This window comes from Selenomonas ruminantium subsp. ruminantium ATCC 12561 (assembly GCF_000424065.1).
Classification (GTDB): domain Bacteria; phylum Bacillota; class Negativicutes; order Selenomonadales; family Selenomonadaceae; genus Selenomonas_A; species Selenomonas_A ruminantium.
On record NZ_AUJE01000017.1, the window covers coordinates 1 to 21,513 of the forward strand.

Genomic DNA, 21,513 nt, shown 5'->3' on the forward strand with positions numbered 1-21,513 from the left:
TATCAGACGTAAGCTGGTCTGAGTTCTTCCGTCAGCTTGAATACAAGGCAGAATTGCATGGCTCTGAAATCTTGAAGGTAGATACATTCTACCCGTCAAGCCAGACCTGTTCAAAATGCGGATACCAGAACAAGGAAACTAAGAATCTTGGTATCAGGGATTGGACTTGCCCTGCATGTGGTTCACATCATGACCGAGATGCCAATGCAGCAATAAATATACTGCGAAAGGCAATAGAACAAAAACAGGTTGCTTAACATAAATTAGTACCGTGGGACACACGGGAATTTACGCTTGGGGAGAACGTGTAAGTCGAACTGGTTACGACTAGGCCGCAGTGTTCAGCGAACCAAGAATCCCCTGCCTTTAGGCATGGGAGTGTCAAGCTATACTTTGTTCTTGATTGTTGGATTGAAAGGAGCCTTTCCATGCTGATATACCAAAAGCTGCGCCAAAATCCAGATTTGGCTGCAGCACTTGTTTTTGCCGTGATTACAAGTATTATCGCCCCGCCTGCCCCCGGCGATATTTTGCAGCGCATTAATCTGCCGCTGTTGGGGCTATTATTGTTTTTGATGTGTATTGTGGCGGGGCTGCGGCTCAGCGGCTTTTTTGCAGCTATCTTTCAGCATTTGTTTCAAGGCAGCGCATCAGGGCGGTCGTTGGGCCGGTTCTTTATTTTCAGCTGCTATTTCAGTTCCATGTTTATCACCAATGACGTGGCGCTGATTATCTTTGTGCCGCTGGCCATTATGATCTTTACCGAGGCGCGGCGCATACGGCTTATGGTGCCAACCGTCTGCTGGCAGACCATTGCCGCAAACCTAGGCAGCATGCTCACGCCCATTGGCAATCCGCAGAATCTCTTTATCTATTCCCACTATGGCCTTGAACCAGCAGCTTTCTTATCCATTACCGCACCTATCGTAATAATCAGCGGCCTGGCGATTTATCTCGCCACCTACACACTCACCGATTGCATGGTCCCCCTGCCTGCTCAGCCGGATACGGCACTTCCCTGGAAGAAAATCCTTCCCCTGCTGTTCCTGTTCACACTCTGCCTATTGCATGTCGTACATCTGCTGAGTTTTTCCCTGCTGGCAGGTTTCGTGCTGCCCGCCCTGGCTCTGCTCAATTACCACTTGTTCAAAGAAGCGGACTATAAACTGCTCCTGCTCTTTGCCCTGTTATTTATCGGTGTGGGCAATCTGAGCCATATTGAACTATTCCAAAGCTGGCCCGCAAAAATGCTAAACGGTCATGAATTCTGGGTATCCCTGCTCCTAAGCCAGGTCTTGAGCAATGTGCCGGCCACAGTTTTACTGGCCAGTTACACCGAAAGCTACGCACCTCTGCTTCTAGGCGTAAATATCGGCGGGCTGGGCACCATTATCGCGTCCATGGCCAGCGTGATTTCCTTTAAGGCTTACCTGCAAACCCGTTTCAGCAAGCCCGGCTACTATCTGTTGACCTTTACCGGCAGCAATTTGGCGGTACTCGTACTGCTCCTGCTTTACTATCACTTCTATATGAAATATGGTGCACTTATCGCCCATTTCTCATCAGCCATTTGACCTGACGCAAGAAATCAATCATGCTGCAGGCAATCACATTCTTTTCGCTCATCAACTCTTTTAAGCCATAAATGTTCTGGCGCATCGTAGTGACCAAACCGCCTACGGAACCTGCACCTTCAGCTACGTCACCCATCATATTGCTGGTCTTATGAATACCCTCCACAATCCGATGACTGTAGTCGCCTACACTTTCCGTACTCTTGGTTACATCGGCGAAACTTTCCTGTACTTTGCCCACAAAATCGGCATTTTCCAAGGTTTTCTGCCGGGTCTGCTCAATCGCCTGACTCATTTCGCCGATGGATTGATACAACGCATTGATATTCGTATCAATCCCCTCGACCAATTCCTTGGTCGAAGCGGCCAGCTCACGGATATTTTCGGCCACGATGCTAAAGCCACGACCTGCCTCACCTGCCCGTGCTGCTTCAATAGAGGCATTCAGGGACAGCAGGTTGGTGCGGGTCGCGATGCCCTCGATACCTTCCGACATTTTTTTGATATTAGCAAATTTACCTTCTACTTCCTGAAATACCGCGTTAATTTCATCGAGCTTGCCTTCTATCTCCTGCATTTTTTCCGACAGTGCACCGATATCATTGCCCGCGCCGCTGACCACCGTTCGGGAATTATCCATGATGGTGGAAATATTTTGGGCATATTCCTCCAGATTATTAAAGTGTTCATTCAAATAAGTGAAGTCCTCATTCACCTGACCGATTCCCGCATAGGTTTCCTGCATCTTTTGCACGTATTCCGCTATGCCGGCTTCAGCCTGCGTAAGTTCATTCATGCGTTCATCAAGATAATCAATCCCATAAGCAATCTGTTTATTCACGGACGTCGTCATATTCGGCATACTTGCTGCCGTTGGTGGTCTTGATGATGTATGATCCATCGTCTGTGTCTTTTTTTCTGCTGACCTTTGGTTATAAAACGGCTCCTTTTTTCTGCCAAAATCAAAGAATCCCATAACACGCCCCCCTTATTCAAAAACAGCGGCAATCATCGTCTGGTTAAAGTGCTGCTCGTAAATCTGCTCACCATATCCACCCCAGCCGATATAATCGCCAAGCACCGTTCCCATGCTGCGGAAGAATTCATCTGCATAGCCCTCACTTTCAAAGAGCAAGGTACGCGCCAGACAATTCACCATAATGGACAGCGTCGGACGGGGCACATCCTGCTTGATTTTCTGCATGGTTTCCCGATTGACCTGTCGATAATCGTCCGGCTGCAGCATGACGATCTGGTCATTTTCGTAAATGCGTGCATGGTACTTCATCGTCTGCCGGTCGGTGTCCATATCATCATTGGCAATGATGTACATATCCTTGCCAATGATACGACCTACCGGATTGCTGTCCAAAAAGTTCCTGTCCATCTGCGAAGTAGTCAGACCATGCATCTTCGCTTCCATTTCCGAAGCAGGCCTCCCATTGTAAGCCATGACCTTACGCGTAAACGCATCGACCTTCGTAGCCGTCAATGGCTCACAGATGGGCTTGTAGATATTTTCCCGATAAAGATGGATGCGGCCGCCCAGATTGCGGATCAGCACAAATACACTCGCCTTTTCGTAAACCTTGCCATTCAGGGAAACCAATGTCTTTTCCGCTAAGCCGCGGTCACCTGCCGTGCCGCCAAAAACAGGGATATGCTCCTTGCGCAGCACAGAATTCAGCACAGCCAGCACCGATTCCTCACAGGAAATCAAACCATTTGTCGCGGTCAGACAAATCGTATCATCTGCACGATGGGTACCCAGCTTCCGTACAGCTTCCTGCACGCGCTCCACATACTTGAGCGGACAGCAGTCTGCTTCCTCCAAGACATTTCCCACACACTCAATACCACTTTCAATCGCCAACACTTCCAAAGTATCATGAAAAATCCCCGCATTGGAATATGCGGCAATCGAAGTCGTCCCCATGACAATGCTATGGGGAAACCGCGCCTGCATCTTTTGGCTGGTCTCTGCAAAAGCAGCAACCGTCGTCGTAAACCAAACAAACTTTGCCTGCGTCATGGTCTGGCAAGCCTGGCTGATAGCATTGTCCACCGGCGTTGCCTGACTGCGTCCAATCTTATAGTCCATAGCGTTCTCCTTCTATCACACAAAACTCTATTGACTATTTCGACTATTTCATCATTTCCTCCTGCTGTACAGAAAAAATAGTTGAACTGCCTGCAAAAACGCAGATCTGAATCGACCTGCGTTTTTTCGTGTCCCTATTTCATGATAACAATATCGCCAGAGCAATAATGGTTAAAACCAGCCCCTGCACAATGCCCAAAATCCGATTCAGATTCCTGGTGCCCAAAATAAACGTCCGGACTCTGCCTGCACAAAGAGCAATGCCCGAAAAGATAACAAACGCCTGCAAGGCAAAGACCGCTCCCAAAAGGGCGATATTCCAGGCAAAATCCGCACTTGCTGCGTCCACAAACTGCGGCAGGAATGCCAGAAAAAAGAGCAGCACCTTGGGATTTAAGATATTCATCAGCACCCCACGGCGATAAACCGCCCCATAAGATGACGTTTCATCTGCCTGTCCCATCTGCAGTTCCCCCGTTTCATGAAAAGCTTTCCATGCCAGATACAAGAGATAACCTGCACCAACGAATTTCAGCCCGGCAAAAGCCAGCGGCGAACTTTGGATAAGTGCCGCAACGCCTAAGATGACCAGTCCCGTATGAAAGACAATGCCGCTGGCCAGACCAGCACTCAGAAAAACACCACTTTTTGCCCCACTCGCCAGACTCTTGGCCAGCAGATACAGATTATCCGGACCGGGTGCTAAAGTCAACAGCACAGACGCGGTCAAAAAATAGCTTAGCGTATTTATTTCCATAATCGTCTCCTCTCGTGTATAATAGTAAAGTATTTTTTTATCAAAGGAGATGTCTTTTTTGTATATCGAATATATTACTTTGGGAGCAGTATTGCTGCTCAGTTATCTGGGCCATAATATGACGGTGGTCTATGCCACGGCCATTGTCCTGGGCTTAAAGCTTTTGGGTTTGACCACCGCGCTGAATGCCCTTGGTTCACAGGGGCTTAACTGGGGCATCATCATTCTCACGGCCGCAATCTTAGTTCCCATTGCCAATGGCACCATCACCATCAACAACATGATTGATGCCTTCCGCACCCACGCCGGGGTAATCGCCATCGTAGCCGGCCTCTTAGCCGCTGTTGCGGGTGGCAGCGGTGTTGACCTGCTAAAAAATACGCCAGATGTCATTCCGGCGCTGATTATCGGCACCATGGCAGGCGTTCTGTTGTTCCACGGCGTTGCCGTTGGCCCCTTGATTGCAGGCGGCCTGACCTACTTCGTGCTCTGGCTGATGAAAGCCTTTAGCTGATGCTGTTGCGGAAAGCCGCATTGCCCATGCAATAGGTCGTGCAGATGGCCACAGCCAAAGCATCGGCGGTATCATCAGGCTTGGGCGGCTCAGGCAGGTGCAAAAGTTTCGTCACCATATAGATGACCTGCTTTTTGTCCGCCTTGCCATACCCCGTCACATCCTGCTTAATCTGCATCGGCGTGCGCTCCACGATGGGAATATTGTTTTTGGCCGCCGCGAGCAGCACAACACCGCGCGCCTGTCCTACAGGAATGGCTGTCGTGACATTGCGGTTGAAAAAGAGTTTTTCAATCCCCATAATGTCGGGCTTGTACTCCTTCATCAGCGCATCGAGTTCATCGTAAATCTTGACCAGCCGGTCTTCCATGCGCATCTTGGGCGAGGTGAATACCGAACCGTATTTTATCGGGATAAGGCGGCTGCCGCGCGATTCTACCAAGCCAAAACCGCAGATGGCCGTACCAGGGTCAATTCCTAATGCAAGCATTTAATTCCTTTCCAAAATAATATACAAATACAAAAGCCCGCTGGGCTGATGATGACTTTCCGTAGCTTTTGACAAGCCTGTCTATGGCAAAGGAAAGTTATCGTCAACCCAGCGGGCGCCTTATTGCCACGAACTTAAATCCTGTGGCCTTTTATTTTATTCTTCGTCCGTTTCGTAGTTGCTGTATACGTTCTGTACGTCGTCGTTGTCTTCCAGAGCGTCTTCGAGCTTCTGCATCTTTTCAGCATCTTCACCGGACAGTTTTACGGTGTTTTCCGGAACCATCGTGATTTCAGCGGAAGCCGTTTCGATACCCTTTTCACCCAGAGCAGCTTCGATAGCGTCAAAAGCATCCGGTTCAGCGGTGATTTCGAATACATCGCCTTCGTCCTTCATGTCATCTGCGCCAGCTTCGAGCACGATTTCCATGAGTTCGTCTTCGTTGTCGAACACTTCTTTTTCAACTACGAAAATGGCCTTCTTGTTGAACATCCAGCCTACGCAGCCGTCCTGACCGAGGTTGCCGCCGAACTTGGAGAACAGGTGACGCACATCAGCAGCCGTACGGTTGCGGTTATCCGTGAGGATATCGAGCATAACAGCCGTACCAGCCGGGCCGTAACCTTCGTAAGTGAGTTCTTCGTAGTTGCTGCCTTCAGAAGCACCGAGGCCCTTCTGGATAGCGCGGTTGATGTTGTCCTTCGGAATATTGTTGGCCTTGGCCTTGGAAAGAGCCAGCTTCAAACGCATATTACCCGTGGGGTCACCGCCGCCCATACGTACAGCAATGGTGATTTCACGGCCGATTTTCGTGGTGATACGGCCACGAATGGCGTCGTTAGCACCTTTTTTACGTTTAATGTTGGCCCATTTGGAATGTCCTGACATGCAAAATTCGCTCCTTTTGCTTATTTACCCTCGATGTAGCGAGGAAAATTTCATTAATAACGGTAGTATTATACTACGATTCCCCTCTTCCGTCAAATTTCCCTTGTCTCCCCAACCTCCACTGCTTTCAACGCCTATACTATAGTACCAATTTAGTGAACTGTACCCCTGCATACAATATCGAGCCTAAAATGAACCCCACGACCACTCCATTGACTCTTATCCCGATCAATTCATCATTGATCTTTCCCTTCACAATCTCATTCAATTCATCATCTTTCATATTTTGCAGCACTCTTTTTACAATTTTTTCTGCTTCTGGACGTGCCATCCCTGTTGCGAATTCACTAATTAATTCCTTGATGAATTTGTCAATATCCCTTTGCAAATCTGCATCATTTTTCAATAAATTCATCAGCAAATCCAATTGATATAACAATACCTCCACAATATGGGAGCGCAAGGCCTTTTGGGCATGTTCCGATATTACTTTACGACTTTCTTCTTCCTTGAAATTCTTCCACAAGCGTGAAATAACATCATACAAAACATCTTCCAATGGTATTTTTTTTATCAATTTCACCCTGAACTCATCCAATGAGCGGATTAAACGCTTATCATTCGCGATTTCATCGGATCGTTCCACCAACAAACGCAGCACTCTGCGCTGAACATCAGAATTCCTTATGCCCATCTCTGCTACCATGGCCAACAATTCGCTCTGCGTGTCCTCTGCAGCCTCCTTTACATTCAGCAAGTTCGCACGCTCCAAAGCCCAAGATACCAATGACGCCAGCGACTCCTTCTGTAAATTATCGTAGTTGTCTTGCAGCCAATCTTTGAAATCACTGGAATTGATTTTATCTTTTAGTAATGGCACCACACTTTCTAATACAATCGCACCATTATCATCCGTTTTTAACCAAGCCAAGCCCTGCTTTAATAAATATTTTGACGGATAAGAGAGCAATTTTTCGCGTATGCCATCAGCCAGTTCCTGTACATTCTCTCCCCGGCTTGCCTGACTCAGCTTTTCGCGAATGTAGTCAAGCAGTTTCGCAATCATATAATCACGTTTTTCAGTCTCCTTTAATTGCCGGACAATCAGCCCCATTATATTCTTATTGCGAATCTCTCTGACTACGGTTTCCTCATTCAGCATCTCTTTCACGAAAGCAGCTGCCCCTTCTGCAAAATCATCACGTTTTTGGGGCAGTATTGCCGTGTTCGGTATCTTCAACCCCCATGGATGTTTGAATATTGCCGTAACAGCAAACCAATCTGCAGCCCCACCTACAAATGCTGCCTCACAAGCAAAATTCAAACCTCTGATTAAAACATATTCCGGGAAAAATATTTTCAGCATTAATGTAATCAAAAAACCAACTGCCGCTGCTAACAGCCAATAATCCGCTTTGTTATATTCCCTGCACCCCATTTAACATTCACCTCAATACTACCTCAACAAATACGCCCAATAAATAAAGAGTCAGCCCAACACCTCCGCCAATCAAGGCGCCGCTTATGCGTATAGAATGAATATCATCACCTGCTTTTTCACGAACCATACTCACAATTTCATTATCCGTTTGCTTATCCAATTTACTATGTATCATCTTCCCCAATTCGCTATGATTATCTTCAACTACAATAGCTCCCTGCTCTTTCAACCAATCGTCAACCTTCTTTTGCACCTCTTTATCGTTAGTGAACTTGTCTAATCCTTTCACCAGCATCCCGTCTATAAAATTCAATATTTCCAGATAATTCTCCTTTTGATATATGGATAACTTTTCATAAATCCATTGCATCCAATCATCATCAGATAGCAGCTCATCTTTCTTATCCAACAATAGCTCCTTAATAAATTGTGACTGTAAAAGCTCATTTATCTCAGTACGGATTTCACCATACACGCAGTCCGTATTAGCAATCCAGTAATCAAAACGCCCATTTATAAAATCATTTAGATTCTGCAAAATATCTTCATCATTAAAAGCCATTCCCCGAAGGGTATTTCTCCCAAAGCCTTTTTTATCGTACTTATCCCCCAATCTTTGGATATACTCCTGCAGTACGCCCTGAAACTCTGGCTGGTTATACATTATTTTTCCTAAGTCCAAGAACGTTTTGAAAAACAACGGTGAATATTCGCTTTCCACAATGCGTTTTCCGATTTTCGGCACAACTAGTTCCACCGAACTCTCCCGCAAGCTGCGCCTTATATCCGGTTCGATTTTCTTCACTATCGTACACAAATCTATTTGTGACAATATACTCTTCGCAGCCGACTGGACAGTACGGCGCACTTTTTCTTTCCCATTATATTTTTCAATATATCTAACCAAAAAAGCTGACCATTCCATATTCTTTATGGAATCATTTATATTACTGGTATTGAGCAAATCCTTGGTGACAAAATCAACAATAGCATTCGTGAGATCTTTGCGCTTTCTGCATAATATATTGGAATGATTATCCAAAGGAATCCTATTGAATAACGCCGTTATCGCGTACCAATCAGCCAATCCGCCTATCATTGCCGCACAGCAGGCACTATTAATTACCCCATATATAAGCCCATCATCCCTTTGCGAAAATGTCGCTATAAAACCAGCTGTTGCGATTAGCAATATGGTTATTGCTTTTTGTTCATTGGTCACATTATTCACCCCTCTAGATAAAGAGCACAGACCTATAAAATCTGTGCTCTTTAATTCACTTATTCTTAGCTTTACACTTATTTTCCTATTTTTCAAAATCTACTTGACACCTTCACTTAAGTTCATCTATTTTACGATTCACCTCTTCCAATAATTTGCCTAACTCTTTATTCAATCGCTCTCCATCAATTTTTGCCTGGCTTATCTTCTCTAATTCATCATTCTGCGAATTTATAGCAGGTGTAATATTAGCATCTATTAATTTATTTGCTTCAGTAATAATTTTACTCTGAAAATCGTCACTTAAGTCACTGTATTTTTTTGCAAGCTCTGATTTAAGCTTTTGCCTTTCCTGTTCTTGTTTTTGTTGTTCTTCATTATTTTTAACTTCCGCCCATAAAGCATAACCCATAGCTGCTACACCAACAATCTTTCCAGCATTCCTTCCTAAAAATGCTGCACCTTTTTCCCATACTGTTGGTTCGGGAGTAAATAATTTTGTTACCCAGCCGCCTATGCCGCCTACCGCTTGTGCTCCAACTGCTAAATCTGGAAATACCGCAGCCACAGCTGCATCTGCAGCTTTTCCTGCTGCTAACGCTGCTACTCCCGGTTTTGCCACAGCTTCCAAAGCAGGATTTTCTGCTTCTTTCGCTCTTTGTGCAGCCATCCCCATAGCTTTGACAATAATACCCCGACTATTAATCGGCGTATCTGCCACACGTTCTCTAATATTCACACTTACAGACTTTACAAAGTAAGAATTATCATAATCTTTTATCTCTTCGCCCAACGCTACTAAAGACTCTTTTATTTTTGCATCAACATCATCCTGACATTTAATCATACATTGTTCTATTTCATTATTAACATCTGCCATTTTATTATCTGCTTCTAATTGCTCTGAAGCATTCAATGCCTCTTCAGCACCTAACCTACCCTTTGATTTTATCTCCTCCCGACATGTACGCACAATATCCCGCACCGCTCGCTGACATTTTTCTTTACCATCCATAAGAATTTTTCTTCTTTCACGTATTGTTTTTTCTAAATCTGCAATATCCTTATCTTCCATTACATTGTTCGCGCTTATGGATGTTTCCAGAAATTCTCTGGCATGGTATAAAGGTTTTATCAGTGTACCTATTAACTCATGTTCCTTTACAAAAAGATTTAAATTATCAATAAAATTTTCATAGCCACTTGCTTGGAGCAATTCTTCTTTCAAATCTAAATCTTTTTCTGTCAAGCTTTCAAAATATGAATTTGTATCCAAAAAAGACAGATACAAATCACTTGGCTTATATGGTGACGTTACTTTCTGTAAATCCTGTTCAATAATACTTTGTTGCTCTGGCACATTTCCCATAGGTGCTCTATCCATTTTATTGACTACCAACACCATATGGTCTGCCCTTTTTTGATCTATTGCTAATTTACGAAAATTCTCTCCTATATGCTGACTAAATCCTTCATTGCTAATAACATATACCAACAGTGCTGCCTTGTTGATTTGCTTATATGTTATCGCATCATGGTCAAAACGTAGTTCCGTATGAATGCCCGGTGTATCAATTATATCTATTCCATTCCATGTATAAGTAGTTGATTTTTGCGTTGTTATCTTTGCACCAATAGCTATATCTTCCCCTGTTAACATTTTTATAATGCTAGATTTTCCAGCACTAAACTGCCCCACAAATACTATCTTTACATTTGCATCTTTACCATCCAAATCGTCAAGCAATTCTTTGTCTATCCCCAATTCATTACACTTCATCTTTATTTTATTCAACAATGATTTATTTTGCTGGCTATATTTTTCCAAATTAAAATCTCTCATAATTATACACTCCTTATCACTGGCATCTTAACAATCTGCTGTGCCATCATCACTTCATTTTCTTTGCTCATATCATCTACCATTAAAGTTTGTATAACTTCTTTATATCCTTCTAATTTATAATCATATATTTTTGCACCAGTTGACCAGTTACTGGCAATCAATAAAGCACAATCTTTAGCATTATCCGCTGTTGCCCAACACAAAAGCTTTTCTCCTAACAGTTCAGACACTCTTTCTTCGTTTATTTTACACCGTCTTCCAATTGCATAAAAATCTTTTCCTGGAATTCTGGCTATATTTACATCAGCTCCCAAAAAACCACCCTGTTCAGAATACACTACAGCTTCCTGCAACAACTCAAGATTAAGTTCCTGATATTTTTCACATAACTCTGTCGCCAATTGATTCTGTCCTTTAGCTAAGTAAAATAAAATTTCCGACATATCATGCATTGTTTCTTTAAGGTCATATATCCCTTTTTCAACGATTTCTATCTTATATGTTTGCCATATACTTTTACGCATATTATCCAGCATTTCATTGGTTGCCTCCAATAAAGCCTTTTTTAATTTGCCTTTATTCTCTTTAATTTTTGCTTCTTTATCATCCATAAGCCACGCAATCACTGCGCCCGCCAAGCTGATTCCAATCCTTGCAGCCCAACCGATTCCTGGTACAAATAGTAAAAGATTAGGTGCAATAGCCACCACCCATTTGGCAATAGGTGTCGTATCGTCCATTTTTGTATCACATTTAATATTTGTATTCACTGCAATATTTAAACTAGATTGCAATTTATCTTGCACTTCTTTTCTTTTTTTATCATATTCCTCAGCTATTTCTTGCAAAGCCCCAATATAATCTTTATCTATCTTAATACTTTTTACATGTTCCACCCATTTTTCTCCAGCTTTTTCATCTTCATAATGCTTATCTACAAATCTATCTATATCACTATACATTTTATGTTTTAAGCGTTCATGTGTTTTTCTTATTTTCTCAGTAGCTCTTGCCTGAAAGGCAGCCGCCCACTTACTCCATGCAGTTTCCTTTTCTTTCCATTCCAAATAATTACATATACTTTCACTTGCCTGCGCATAGATATTCTTTATTATTTTTTGTGTAGGCACAGCTGTACTATCAATAAAGGTCTTAAAACTGATAAATTTACCATCCTGCTGTATTTTCTTTAAAATGAACTTTTCTACTTCTGCAAAATTACTAGCTTGAAACATTTCCTGATTACTATTTGATTGCGATATAAAAGCTGCCTGCAAATGTGTAGGAACAAACACAATATCTTTCCAATTTTGATGATAATTATCAGCAAATGCTTTAAACTGTTCACAAACCTCATCTATTCTATCTTTCTCGCTAAGACGTTTTTGCATCCTTGCCAATGACATTTTATAATTATTTACATTAAATGCCATTTTAATATTTATGATACCTAATACCGGCTTTCCTAAGCTGCGCAACTGTGCCAAACATTCTGCTTCACCTGCTTGCGGCGCATCATCTGTCAATAAAAAAACTATCAAGTCCGCACTCTTTGCTGCCTCGAAAGCTAATTTATCATCCTCACGTCCATCAAATGAGCATATTCCCGGAACATCCGTTATTTTTAATCCTTGCCAATAATAGTCTCTAACATCCAGAGTGGTTCGTTGCGCACCCTTTCCTATTGAATTACCAGTACCATGTGTAAGAATCTCCATCAGCGTTGATTTACCAGCCATGGTTCTGCCATATATGACAATTGAAAAATCTTTTTTCTTCTTTTTTAACATTTCCACATCGTTTTGAATTGAATCTATTTTTTCTTCTAATTTACGCAATTGCAAATGTTGCTCATGCATCAAGTCAATATTGGCAAAGCGTAAAAGTTTCCCCTGTCTTTTGTCGGCATGTTCTAATCTTTCATTAACTCTATGCAATATATTTTTTATATCAGCATAATTATTATCTGCCAATTCCGAGCCTCTTTTGGCAAATGCTACACACTCACTTAATTCCTTTTCCAATACAGAATTCACTCTAAACGCCCCCTCAATTTTCCAATCTCCGATTCACCGTCCATGTATGCGGTTTATCCCCCTGTTTTCTAGGGCACTTTCCCGGCAATGGCTTGCCCATTGATACGAAACGGATTTCTTTTTTTCCGCAATGACTGCACATATACTCAATACGTTTCGTGGCCATAGTTAGTCCTCCTTCTTCTTGTCCGCCATTTTATATATCCCCACTGCCCCCAGCAACGCAACCAGGGCAATCCCGGCATATTTCAGCGGGGTGGATGTATCCTGTGCTTTTTCTTCTTTTTTCGTTTCTGTTTCAGCGATTGGCTGATAGTCTGCCGTTTTGGGCTGGATACCCTCCTGTTCCATGACTTCTTGCGCTACTTTCATCTCGGCTTCCATATCCTTCATTTCGGCTTCTGTGACCTTGGCCAGCTGCGTTTCATAGGCAGCCAGAAAGCCACGGAAGGTGTTTCTCATTTCCACCAGCAGGTTTTGCTGTAGTTCCGGCCGCAGGCCCACTTCCCGCATGGACAGGTATTGACGTACCAGCGAAACCGTTCGATCCTGATAATAAGTCACAAAGCGCATAGCTGCGGGTATACGCTCCGGGTGTTTGGTCAGGTAAGCCAGCAGTCTTCCTGCCACCTGCTGCATGGAATCCAGCCAGTAATGCAGTTCCTTATCCTGAATTTGCGGCAGGGAGGTCTGCAGGAAGCGGTAATCTGCATTCGCTTTTTCGTAAACATCATTATATTCAGTCTTTTTGTGAGAAACGGCTGGAAGTTCTTTCTGTGTTGGCTTATCGTCTTCGCTGAAAAAGATCGTATAGAGCAACCAGCCCACAAACAAAAATCCCAATATCGTCTGAACCGAAAACATGCTCAAAAACTTAAAAAACGCATATATGAGAAATCCCACCACCAAAAGAACCAACCTGAAATCAATAGACATGATGATTCCCTCCAATCCTTTGCCTTACTTCCTGCGCCGCAATCCCAGCAGTTCATCCACACTGCATCGCAGTGTTTTGGCAATCTCCACCACGGTTTCCAGCCTTGGTGTGTTGACGCCGGTTTCCCATTTGGTCACTGCCGAATGGTCTACGCCCAGAATCTTGGCCAGCTCATCCTGATTCAGTCCGCGTTTTTCTCGGAATTCTCTGATTTTTAATCTCATCGAGGCACCTCCCGCAGGTGTCATTTTGTCGTCTTTCCTCTTATTATAAGTGTATTAAATGATACAGTCAAGATTTGTATTATTAAATAAACGCCTTTGTTATTGATTATATGTCACTTATAATGGAATTGATGAATTAGTGAAACGAAAGAGTGAACTTCCCCATGAATATCACATCTTACCGCCTGCGCTCACTCCGTGAGGCCAAAGGACTTTCCCAGCGGGAAGTGGCAGAGCGCATTGGCATGACACGGACCGCTTATAACAAATACGAGCGCGGCACCAGTCGTCCGGTTCGTAAGCTGAATGAACTGACTGCCCTGTTCGGCGTCACCACAGACTACCTGCTCGGCAGGGATGCCACAGCCTTTGAAAATCAAGTGACTGGTCTGGCTTCTCATGACTACAACCAGATACAGAAATACCTTGGACTCAGCAGCGAAAACAAAGCCTTAGCCGATATCATGCTTGATGCCCTCCACGAACGGGAACGCAAAGCTTGTGCCGAGAAATCACCTCCTGCTGATGCTTGAAGTTAGCATAACACAGATGATGATTTTTTTGGTATGCGGACAGCATACTATTGATGAAAATTTTTCATGAAAAATCCTCCCTGCCCATTATGGCAGGGAGGATTTATTCATCTGTGCAGATAGATTAATACTCGTTTGCAGATTCCATACCGGACGCTCCCGCTTGCCATCTTCCCGATAAAGTTCAAAGCTGACCTGCAAGGTCGTATCCTGATGCAGCGGATAGCGTGACAAGGGCAGGACAAAGTCCTCACTTTTTCCAGCAGGCAGCGGCCCTGCCTCGATGGTTTCCGTCATCGCAGACAGATTCGTTCCGGGATAAATTCGACGGACTACCCAGCAAGTACGCACATAACTTTTTGCTGTTGTATTGTCTGCATGAACAAGCACATTCCAGTCCGCAGGCGTATGAATGCTGCCATCTTCCCGCTGCCAGCTTGTCCAGGCTGTTTCTGCGACAACGAAATCACGCTGCCATGCACCGCCATTCAAATATACCTCCGTTTTGAGTCTTCCTTCACCTGCATAATTGCGGGAATTTGCAGCGGGCTTTATTTCATCAGCAGCTGTTGGGGACGGGACTTCTGCAGATGATACTGGTTCTCCAGCTGCTGCCGTTGGCGGTGGTACAGGTGTCTGTTCCAAAGTTTTAGCTGTATCTGCTTTGGCTGCCGGCACTATTGGCTCTTGCTTGTTTTCCTCCTCGACCTCAACCGTCTGAGGTGTTTCTCCAATCTCTGCCGGACGGAACTGGAACACCAACCATACTGCCAATATGCCAATTCCCAGCCCAGCTGCCGCCAGCCAAAACCTGCCCCATTTCCATCTTTGGCAGCGCTCTGCATCCTGCAGCAATTCCGCAGCCGAAGCATAACGATGCGCAGGATTCAGCTCCATCGCATGTTCCAGCACCTTGCGCAGACAGCCGTGATAATCCTTCCCCAACAACTCCCACAAAGTAACGCCCAACGCATAGATGTCTGAACGCGCATCGGTCTGCCCAAAGCCATATTGCTCCGGGGCTGCATACCCCCTCGTCCCCATGATTTCCGTATCTGTCCTGCCTTTTTCCTTTACCAGGCGGGCAATGCCAAAATCAATCAGCTTTACCGTACCGTCCCTGCCCAGCATGATATTAGCAGGCTTGATGTCCCGATGGATGATGCCTCTTGCATGAATGACCGTCAGGCAAGCGCCGATTTCCCGCAGGATATGCATGGCCTCTGCTTCTGTAATTTTTCCGCTGGGAATATGCGCCAAATGTTCTTCCAGCGTACTGCCTTCGATGCGTTCCTCGATAACGAGCAGCTGTCCGTCCTGCTCCCATAAATGATGAATTGCAGGGATATGCGGCTCGGCCATTTCTTTTAATATCCGGTACAGCTCTTGGACACGAAGATTCAGCCGCTTCATCACAGCGACTTCCCTGCCCAGCCGGTCATAAACCAGCGCTACGCTTCCTTCCTCTGTTTCCTTGAGCACATCAATCAGTTCATAGGTATCCCCGAGATAGGTTTGCCACGCATTCATAATCCACTTGCCTTTCTATCCGAACTGTACTAACATTAGGATAATCAAAATCTTGCTGAGGTGATCACACGATGCGTACCAAAGACACGGATAGTCTCTTTGCCGAATTGAAGGCTGACAAAAGAATCGAGCGTTTCCTGACGGATAATCAGGAGGAATTCACGCTCCCCCTTTCCCAATATTTAGAGCAGTTATTGGTCGCCAAGGGCTTGGAAAAAAGCATTGTCATTAAAGAATCCGGACTTGACCGTATCTATGCTTATCAAATATTCTCCGGCCGCCGGGAAAAACCCTCCCGTCCTAAATTATTGGCGCTGGCCAGAGCTTTCTCCCTGAACCTCGAGGAAACGCAATATTTACTGCGCTATGCGGGGTTGGGGATACTCTATCCCCGAAATCCCTGGGATTCCATTGTCATATCCGCAATCGGGCAGAATCTTTCCACCAAGGAAACCAATCTGTTGTTGGAAAAACTTGGCGAAACGCAATTGTTAGAATAAAAATATGAGACTGTAAACTAACATGCCCCTAACAACCAAGGCGGGCCGCTGACTCGAAGTAGTCGGCGGCCCGCCTTTTGTGGTGAACTTTATTGATAATTCTACCATAAAATAGGAAAATCGGCACGAGCCTTTAGCCATTCGCCATAGGTTTGTGCTATACTTAGAGACAAAGGCGGTGAAACTATGAGTTACGAAAAAATCATCAGCTACTGGACAAGCAGTCAGATAAAGACCCGGGCAGATTTAGAAACCATATTGAACGGACAAATCATCAACTTTGCCTATCACTCCGGCAAAATCGAAAACGACAACATCACCTACAACGACACCCGGGATATTTTCGAGCGGGACACCCTCTCCAACTATACTGGCGACCTGCGCACCATTTTTGAAATCCGCAACGCCAAGGATGCCATGAATTTTGTTATGGAAGCCTTCGACCAGCAGCGAGCATTCGATGAAAGCTTCATCAAAGAACTGCAATACGAGCTCACCAAGAACACCTACGATGAACGCCGTTACAGCATCGGCGAGCGTCCCGGTGAATACAAGAAGCACGATTACGTCACAGGTCGGGAAGAAGTCGGTGCTCTCCCTGAAGATGTACCCGAAGAAATCGGCGAACTCCTCAGTGACCTTGCGGAAACAAATCTTGATTCCCCTAAACATATCCTGACTGCCGCCGCATACTTCCACGCCAAATTTGAAAACATCCATCCCTTTGCCGATGGCAACGGCCGCACAGGGCGTCTGGCCACCAACTATTTTCTGATGAACCATAACCATCCGCCCCTTATTATCCACGAAGAAGACCGCAACGACTACTACGCTGCTCTGGAAAGCTGGGACACAAAACAGGAGTTAGCTCCCCTAAAGGAATTTTTGACAAGTCAAATTGAAAAAACCTGGCAAAGACAAATTCAGCGGATGAGCAGAAGTAGCAAAAAATAACTTTAATTGACACCTAAAAAAGCTGGTGACTAGTCAAATGATATTTTGACCGTCACCAGCTTTTTGACTTGTCAAATTGACATGTCAGATTCCAAGCATCACAACACCTCGACATCACTAGATTCCATGCATATCTATAAACAATTTACAAACTTATATCATCACATACACTCAATTAATCATTAAAGTCTCATCTTCTATCATTTTTATAATTATTTTATTTCTTCTCCCATATGCAATGAGGTGTTCATTAGATTCACTAACAGATGACACCCATCCCTTTTTCTCAAAAACTGTTAGAATATCTTTGATGTATTTTTTATTCTCAAACTTAGGGCGTTTTCCTATAAAAATCCTTTTCAAATTATCCACATCTTCATTACACCCAAGCAAATCCAAGCACTTTATACAATTGTACGGCGAAATAATTAACAACGAATTAATGAATATTTTCCATTTGTTATTTTCATCAATTCGTGGCAATAATTGTGAACAAACATCATATGGAACCCTAATTTCACTTTCCACTAAATAATCTGCACAGTCTGCCAATTTATCAATTATTATCTTCTTGAAATCTGAAGATGCTTTTTCATATTCTTTTATTAGCTGTCCGACATCATTTTTATCAAAATTATTTTTAACTATGTATTTCTTCATTTTCTCTTCATAATTCTTACCTTGCATAGAAATCTTTTCGTCTGGAATCAATGTTAGTAACGATAACTTATCTTCTATCGTTATATCTTCTTCTATCGCCTCCAATATCTCTTGTGCACTAATATTATTTTTAGATATATCCTTACAATAGTGTTCTACATTATTGCAGATTAATCTTGCAACAGTTGATGGATACTCTTGGCGCATAAATTTCAACGTTTCATCTGTCATAAGTATAACATTAAGTTCTATTAGTATATTCACCTTTTCTTCTTTAATATCTTTTACGTTAAATTCTTCATAGAAATAATTCATATTTTGTAAAATAAATCTATAAATATTGTTATCTAGTTGGTTAGCAATGACAACAGCATCAAACATATCAGACTGACACTTTTCATCCAAAGCCCTAAATTCATCGTGCCAACCTCCCAACAACACTTCATCCGAATGGTTATTCAAATATCTATATAAATCATTTCTGCTATCACTAGGCATTTCTGCAAAGAAAGAAAAAATATTTTCCAACGAATAATTCACGATATCATACTGAAACAAAGGCCTCCACAATCCTCTATCTTCCACCTTTTCAATTTGTTCAATTCCTGTTTGTAAATTTGAAATATAGCCCACCTTAGTATCCGTTGTAATATTCTTATCACCCAGCACAAAATATATAGCATCCGACTCATCTAAAATATATTCTTGGCAATTCTCTATAATAACACCAATATATTCTTCTATATTATCGACAACATAACTATACAAAGGCTCATCATTTCTGCATATTATACATGATAAATTGCAATGTATCATTTTTTGGTTATCTGAAATATCATAGAATCTTTTTAACATCATGCACACATTTGAAAACGTCAACGCATACAGATTCTTCTCATATACACCTTTTAGCACATCATCATTTGCACAATCAGAATCAACTGTTTGGAATTTTACATCAATATTTTCCATATTTTTTATAGCAGCCTCAAATCTTCCATCTTCCATGCATAAAAAGTTTGAGTTTTGAGAGATATATTTTGTTAACACGCCATCAACATTTATCACGGACAAATCCACATCGTTTGACAGACAAAGTGTTTCCCAAACATATTTTTCTCTTTCCTCATCTGTGACATCCTCAGATTCACACATATACTTCATAATATTTTCCCACTGCATATTCAATTGTTGTACGAACAATTTCACATTTTTATGTCTTCTTAAATATCGAAAAATAAACTCCTTTTTTCGAGCATCAATTATCTGCTGTAATATATCGTGTATGTAGCTTTGAACATTTTCCTTTTCATTGTTTTCCAACAAATGATCTAGCAAATCAAAATTCAACGCTTCCACTTGTTTATAATTCCGAGGATTCATCATCGAAACGACTTTATCAGGTTCCCTTAATTCGTATGTATATTCCTTTGCCTTTTGATCAGTTATACCTCGTAAAAAAACTTTATCTCCATGACAAATGCTTTTCCCATAAAAATATGTCATATAATCAGCATAGGTTTCATCAATATACCCATTACGAATTAAATACTTTATCAATGAAAAATATTGACTCTCTTTAATTTCTCCAAACGCATCATTCCCACTAAATGATTCTATATCTTTTCCATCAAAAATATCGTCAATATTTTCACGATTAATCATTTCTCTTAATCGCCAAGATGGTAATTCTTCTATCAATCTTTTTAACCTATTAATTTCTTTTAAATTTTTGCTTGTTTTATTATTATTTCGTGCATCAAACAATTCAATGCATTTTTCTTTTTTAGACATCAAATCGTTTCTTATCTGCTGATTCCATCCCTTTTCTTTCAATTTGTAATTATAAAACTCATTAATATCATTTTTCGAATTTTGCCACACCAATGCCATTTCTTTATTTTCTTTTTCCAATTCTTTTATTTGATGACTAATATTTTGTTTTTCGATATTTGCAATTTCATTTTTATATTCGAAAAGACTATGTACATAGCCTCGCCCCAATTGCAAATTGCTATAATCCTTAGGAAATATATTTTTATATATCATCATCGCCAGCATCTTATTGACATCTTGCCCTGTCGTTATTATGTTCTTGCTGTAAACGCTAAATTCATTAGCTATATTTTTCAATAATCTCATATCATCTATATAAAAAGATACTTCTTGTAAAAATTGCGAATCAAAAGACGGCCACGCTTGCATTGATTTAAAAATTTCAATAATCTTTTCATATGAATTCGAAGCATCCATAACAGGGACAATCGGAAGAATAAAATCAAAAAACTTCGTTCTATCCTTTGACATAAACATGTCATCCTTAAGCAAATATATAAATTTTAGTGGTTTAGCTTTATCTCTTATTCTTTTAATGTTAACCAAACGATTAACTTCTTTTAGTTGCTGAAATATATATACCGAATTATATCTATCAATATCTTCAAACACAATCACATTTACTTTTGATTGATTAAAAATATACAACACTTCATCAAGGTGTCTATCAAATAAGGATTCTTCCTTCTTGTCAAATAATTCAATCTCACTATCGGCTATCTTAATTTTCTTAAAGCATCCTTGACGCTTCTGATATAGCACCACCTTACCAATCAAAAGAACAGATATAATAACAACAATAAATCCGACCACAAATACCATCCACGGATACAGAGTAAACCACAGCCAGTTCTCAAGTATCCCCCCCACACTAGTTAAATACTGTTTCCATAAATCATATTTAACAATATACCAAATCAATATTCCCCATACAGCTACAACCGAAACATTACCTATTATCGGCCATTTTTTCTCTTCCCGCTTTATTTGAAACTTTGTTAAAGGAATATTATCTACACCAACTTGATGTATCAACTGATTTAAAATTTTACCTTCTAATCTTTTTTCACTAATTGAACTACTTTTTTCATCACTATCATCATCTTGTCCATCTACATTTTTAAATTGAGATAAAGATATGTGTATAAATTTTATATCATCGTGTTTTTTCTTGTATGTTTCTAAAACACTGCTCTTCCCTGCACCATACGAGCCAGAAATTGCTATATTTTTTAATTCATCTTCCCTAAATATATAATCCAATTCTTTTTCATATCCTTTGATGTTCGCATCTATTGTAGGGGTTAATTTTTGATATTCATATGTCATTATTTCCTTACCTCCTTGTATTCCACTCATCACTCTTATATTAGCAGAACAACTTTTCAAACACAATACCATTGTCATCTATTCTATTTTTCTCCATTCTACACTCACAATTTCATATAATCTTTTCCTAATGCACTTTTA

At 41.9% G+C, this 21,513-nt stretch carries 20 protein-coding genes; 6 read left to right on the forward strand and 14 right to left on the reverse strand.

Going from position 1 to position 21,513, the window contains the following annotated elements; translation table 11 throughout:
- Both G598_RS17395 and G598_RS17400 read left to right on the forward strand, forming a co-directional pair.
- The coding region (locus tag G598_RS17395; RefSeq protein ID WP_037363604.1) for an RNA-guided endonuclease TnpB family protein at nt 1-257 on the forward strand (257 nt) is incomplete at its 5' end.
- A gap of 171 nt (nt 258-428) precedes the next feature.
- A complete protein-coding gene (locus G598_RS17400) occupies nt 429-1,574 on the forward strand; it encodes an SLC13 family permease (RefSeq protein ID WP_051180077.1) in 1,146 nt (381 codons plus the stop codon).
- On the opposite strand, the gene G598_RS0107755 is transcribed toward G598_RS17400, so the two are convergent.
- The 3 genes from G598_RS0107755 to G598_RS0107765 all read right to left on the reverse strand — a co-directional run bounded on the left by G598_RS0107755 (nt 1,546) and on the right by G598_RS0107765 (nt 4,432).
- Entirely contained in the window at nt 1,546-2,550 is a 1,005-nt protein-coding gene (locus G598_RS0107755; RefSeq protein WP_026766487.1) for a methyl-accepting chemotaxis protein, read from the reverse strand. The genes G598_RS17400 and G598_RS0107755 overlap by 29 nt on opposite strands.
- A gap of 12 nt (nt 2,551-2,562) precedes the next feature.
- Nucleotides 2,563-3,675, reverse strand: coding sequence for an FIST signal transduction protein (locus tag G598_RS0107760; RefSeq protein ID WP_026766488.1), 1,113 nt, complete (start codon nt 3,673-3,675; stop codon nt 2,563-2,565).
- A gap of 139 nt (nt 3,676-3,814) precedes the next feature.
- Nucleotides 3,815-4,432 (reverse strand): LysE family translocator, encoded by a 618-nt coding sequence (locus G598_RS0107765; RefSeq protein WP_026766489.1) that lies wholly within the window; start codon nt 4,430-4,432, stop codon nt 3,815-3,817.
- Nucleotides 4,433-4,481: 49 nt separating this feature from the next.
- Between G598_RS0107765 and G598_RS0107770 the strand changes: the two genes are divergently transcribed.
- On the forward strand, nt 4,482-4,946 hold the full coding sequence (locus tag G598_RS0107770; RefSeq protein ID WP_071837962.1) for a DUF441 domain-containing protein: 465 nt from the start codon (nt 4,482-4,484) through the stop codon (nt 4,944-4,946).
- Here the strand turns inward: G598_RS0107770 and ruvC are convergent.
- The 9 genes from ruvC to G598_RS17410 all read right to left on the reverse strand — a co-directional run bounded on the left by ruvC (nt 4,939) and on the right by G598_RS17410 (nt 14,030).
- Nucleotides 4,939-5,436 carry a crossover junction endodeoxyribonuclease RuvC gene (gene ruvC, locus G598_RS0107775; protein ID WP_026766491.1) on the reverse strand — a complete coding sequence of 166 codons (498 nt, stop codon included), beginning with the start codon at nt 5,434-5,436 and terminating at the stop codon, nt 4,939-4,941. The two genes, G598_RS0107770 and ruvC, sit on opposite strands and share 8 nt — an antisense overlap.
- 156 nt (nt 5,437-5,592) lie before the next feature.
- The gene (locus G598_RS0107780; protein ID WP_026766492.1) at nt 5,593-6,324 is read right to left on the reverse strand and encodes a YebC/PmpR family DNA-binding transcriptional regulator; all 732 of its coding nucleotides are present in this window, start codon (nt 6,322-6,324) and stop codon (nt 5,593-5,595) included.
- Between the two features lie 139 nt (nt 6,325-6,463).
- A complete protein-coding gene (locus tag G598_RS0107785; RefSeq protein WP_026766493.1) occupies nt 6,464-7,762 on the reverse strand; it encodes a DUF445 family protein in 1,299 nt (432 codons plus the stop codon).
- 7 nt (nt 7,763-7,769) lie between these two features.
- Nucleotides 7,770-8,987 carry a DUF445 family protein gene (locus tag G598_RS0107790; protein WP_026766494.1) on the reverse strand — a complete coding sequence of 406 codons (1,218 nt, stop codon included), beginning with the start codon at nt 8,985-8,987 and terminating at the stop codon, nt 7,770-7,772.
- Between the two features lie 112 nt (nt 8,988-9,099).
- Nucleotides 9,100-10,830: a GTPase gene (locus G598_RS18595; protein ID WP_026766495.1), complete on the reverse strand. Its 1,731-nt coding sequence runs from the start codon at nt 10,828-10,830 to the stop codon at nt 9,100-9,102.
- 2 nt (nt 10,831-10,832) lie between these two features.
- Nucleotides 10,833-12,869, reverse strand: coding sequence for a GTPase (locus tag G598_RS0107800; RefSeq protein ID WP_026766496.1), 2,037 nt, complete (start codon nt 12,867-12,869; stop codon nt 10,833-10,835).
- A gap of 13 nt (nt 12,870-12,882) precedes the next feature.
- Nucleotides 12,883-13,035, reverse strand: coding sequence for a hypothetical protein (locus G598_RS19940; RefSeq protein ID WP_169534975.1), 153 nt, complete (start codon nt 13,033-13,035; stop codon nt 12,883-12,885).
- A gap of 2 nt (nt 13,036-13,037) precedes the next feature.
- Nucleotides 13,038-13,805 carry a 5-bromo-4-chloroindolyl phosphate hydrolysis family protein gene (locus G598_RS0107810; protein WP_026766497.1) on the reverse strand — a complete coding sequence of 256 codons (768 nt, stop codon included), beginning with the start codon at nt 13,803-13,805 and terminating at the stop codon, nt 13,038-13,040.
- Nucleotides 13,806-13,829: 24 nt separating this feature from the next.
- Entirely contained in the window at nt 13,830-14,030 is a 201-nt protein-coding gene (locus tag G598_RS17410) for a helix-turn-helix transcriptional regulator (protein WP_051180078.1), read from the reverse strand.
- 164 nt (nt 14,031-14,194) lie between these two features.
- On the opposite strand from G598_RS17410, the gene G598_RS18600 reads away from it, so the two are divergent.
- A complete protein-coding gene (locus G598_RS18600) occupies nt 14,195-14,563 on the forward strand; it encodes a helix-turn-helix domain-containing protein (RefSeq protein WP_051180081.1) in 369 nt (122 codons plus the stop codon).
- 87 nt (nt 14,564-14,650) lie between these two features.
- Here the strand turns inward: G598_RS18600 and G598_RS18605 are convergent, their stop codons facing one another.
- Nucleotides 14,651-16,093 (reverse strand): serine/threonine protein kinase, encoded by a 1,443-nt coding sequence (locus tag G598_RS18605; protein ID WP_051180082.1) that lies wholly within the window; start codon nt 16,091-16,093, stop codon nt 14,651-14,653.
- 71 nt (nt 16,094-16,164) lie between these two features.
- On the opposite strand from G598_RS18605, the gene G598_RS0107830 reads away from it, so the two are divergent.
- Nucleotides 16,165-16,593 (forward strand): helix-turn-helix transcriptional regulator, encoded by a 429-nt coding sequence (locus G598_RS0107830; RefSeq protein ID WP_026766498.1) that lies wholly within the window; start codon nt 16,165-16,167, stop codon nt 16,591-16,593.
- A 186-nt stretch (nt 16,594-16,779) separates the two neighbouring features.
- Entirely contained in the window at nt 16,780-17,547 is a 768-nt protein-coding gene (locus G598_RS0107835) for a Fic family protein (protein ID WP_037363609.1), read from the forward strand.
- A 171-nt stretch (nt 17,548-17,718) separates the two neighbouring features.
- Here the strand turns inward: G598_RS0107835 and G598_RS0107840 are convergent, their stop codons facing one another.
- Nucleotides 17,719-21,450, reverse strand: coding sequence for a YobI family P-loop NTPase (locus G598_RS0107840; RefSeq protein WP_157833298.1), 3,732 nt, complete (start codon nt 21,448-21,450; stop codon nt 17,719-17,721).
- Between the last annotated feature and the right edge of the window lie 63 nt (nt 21,451-21,513).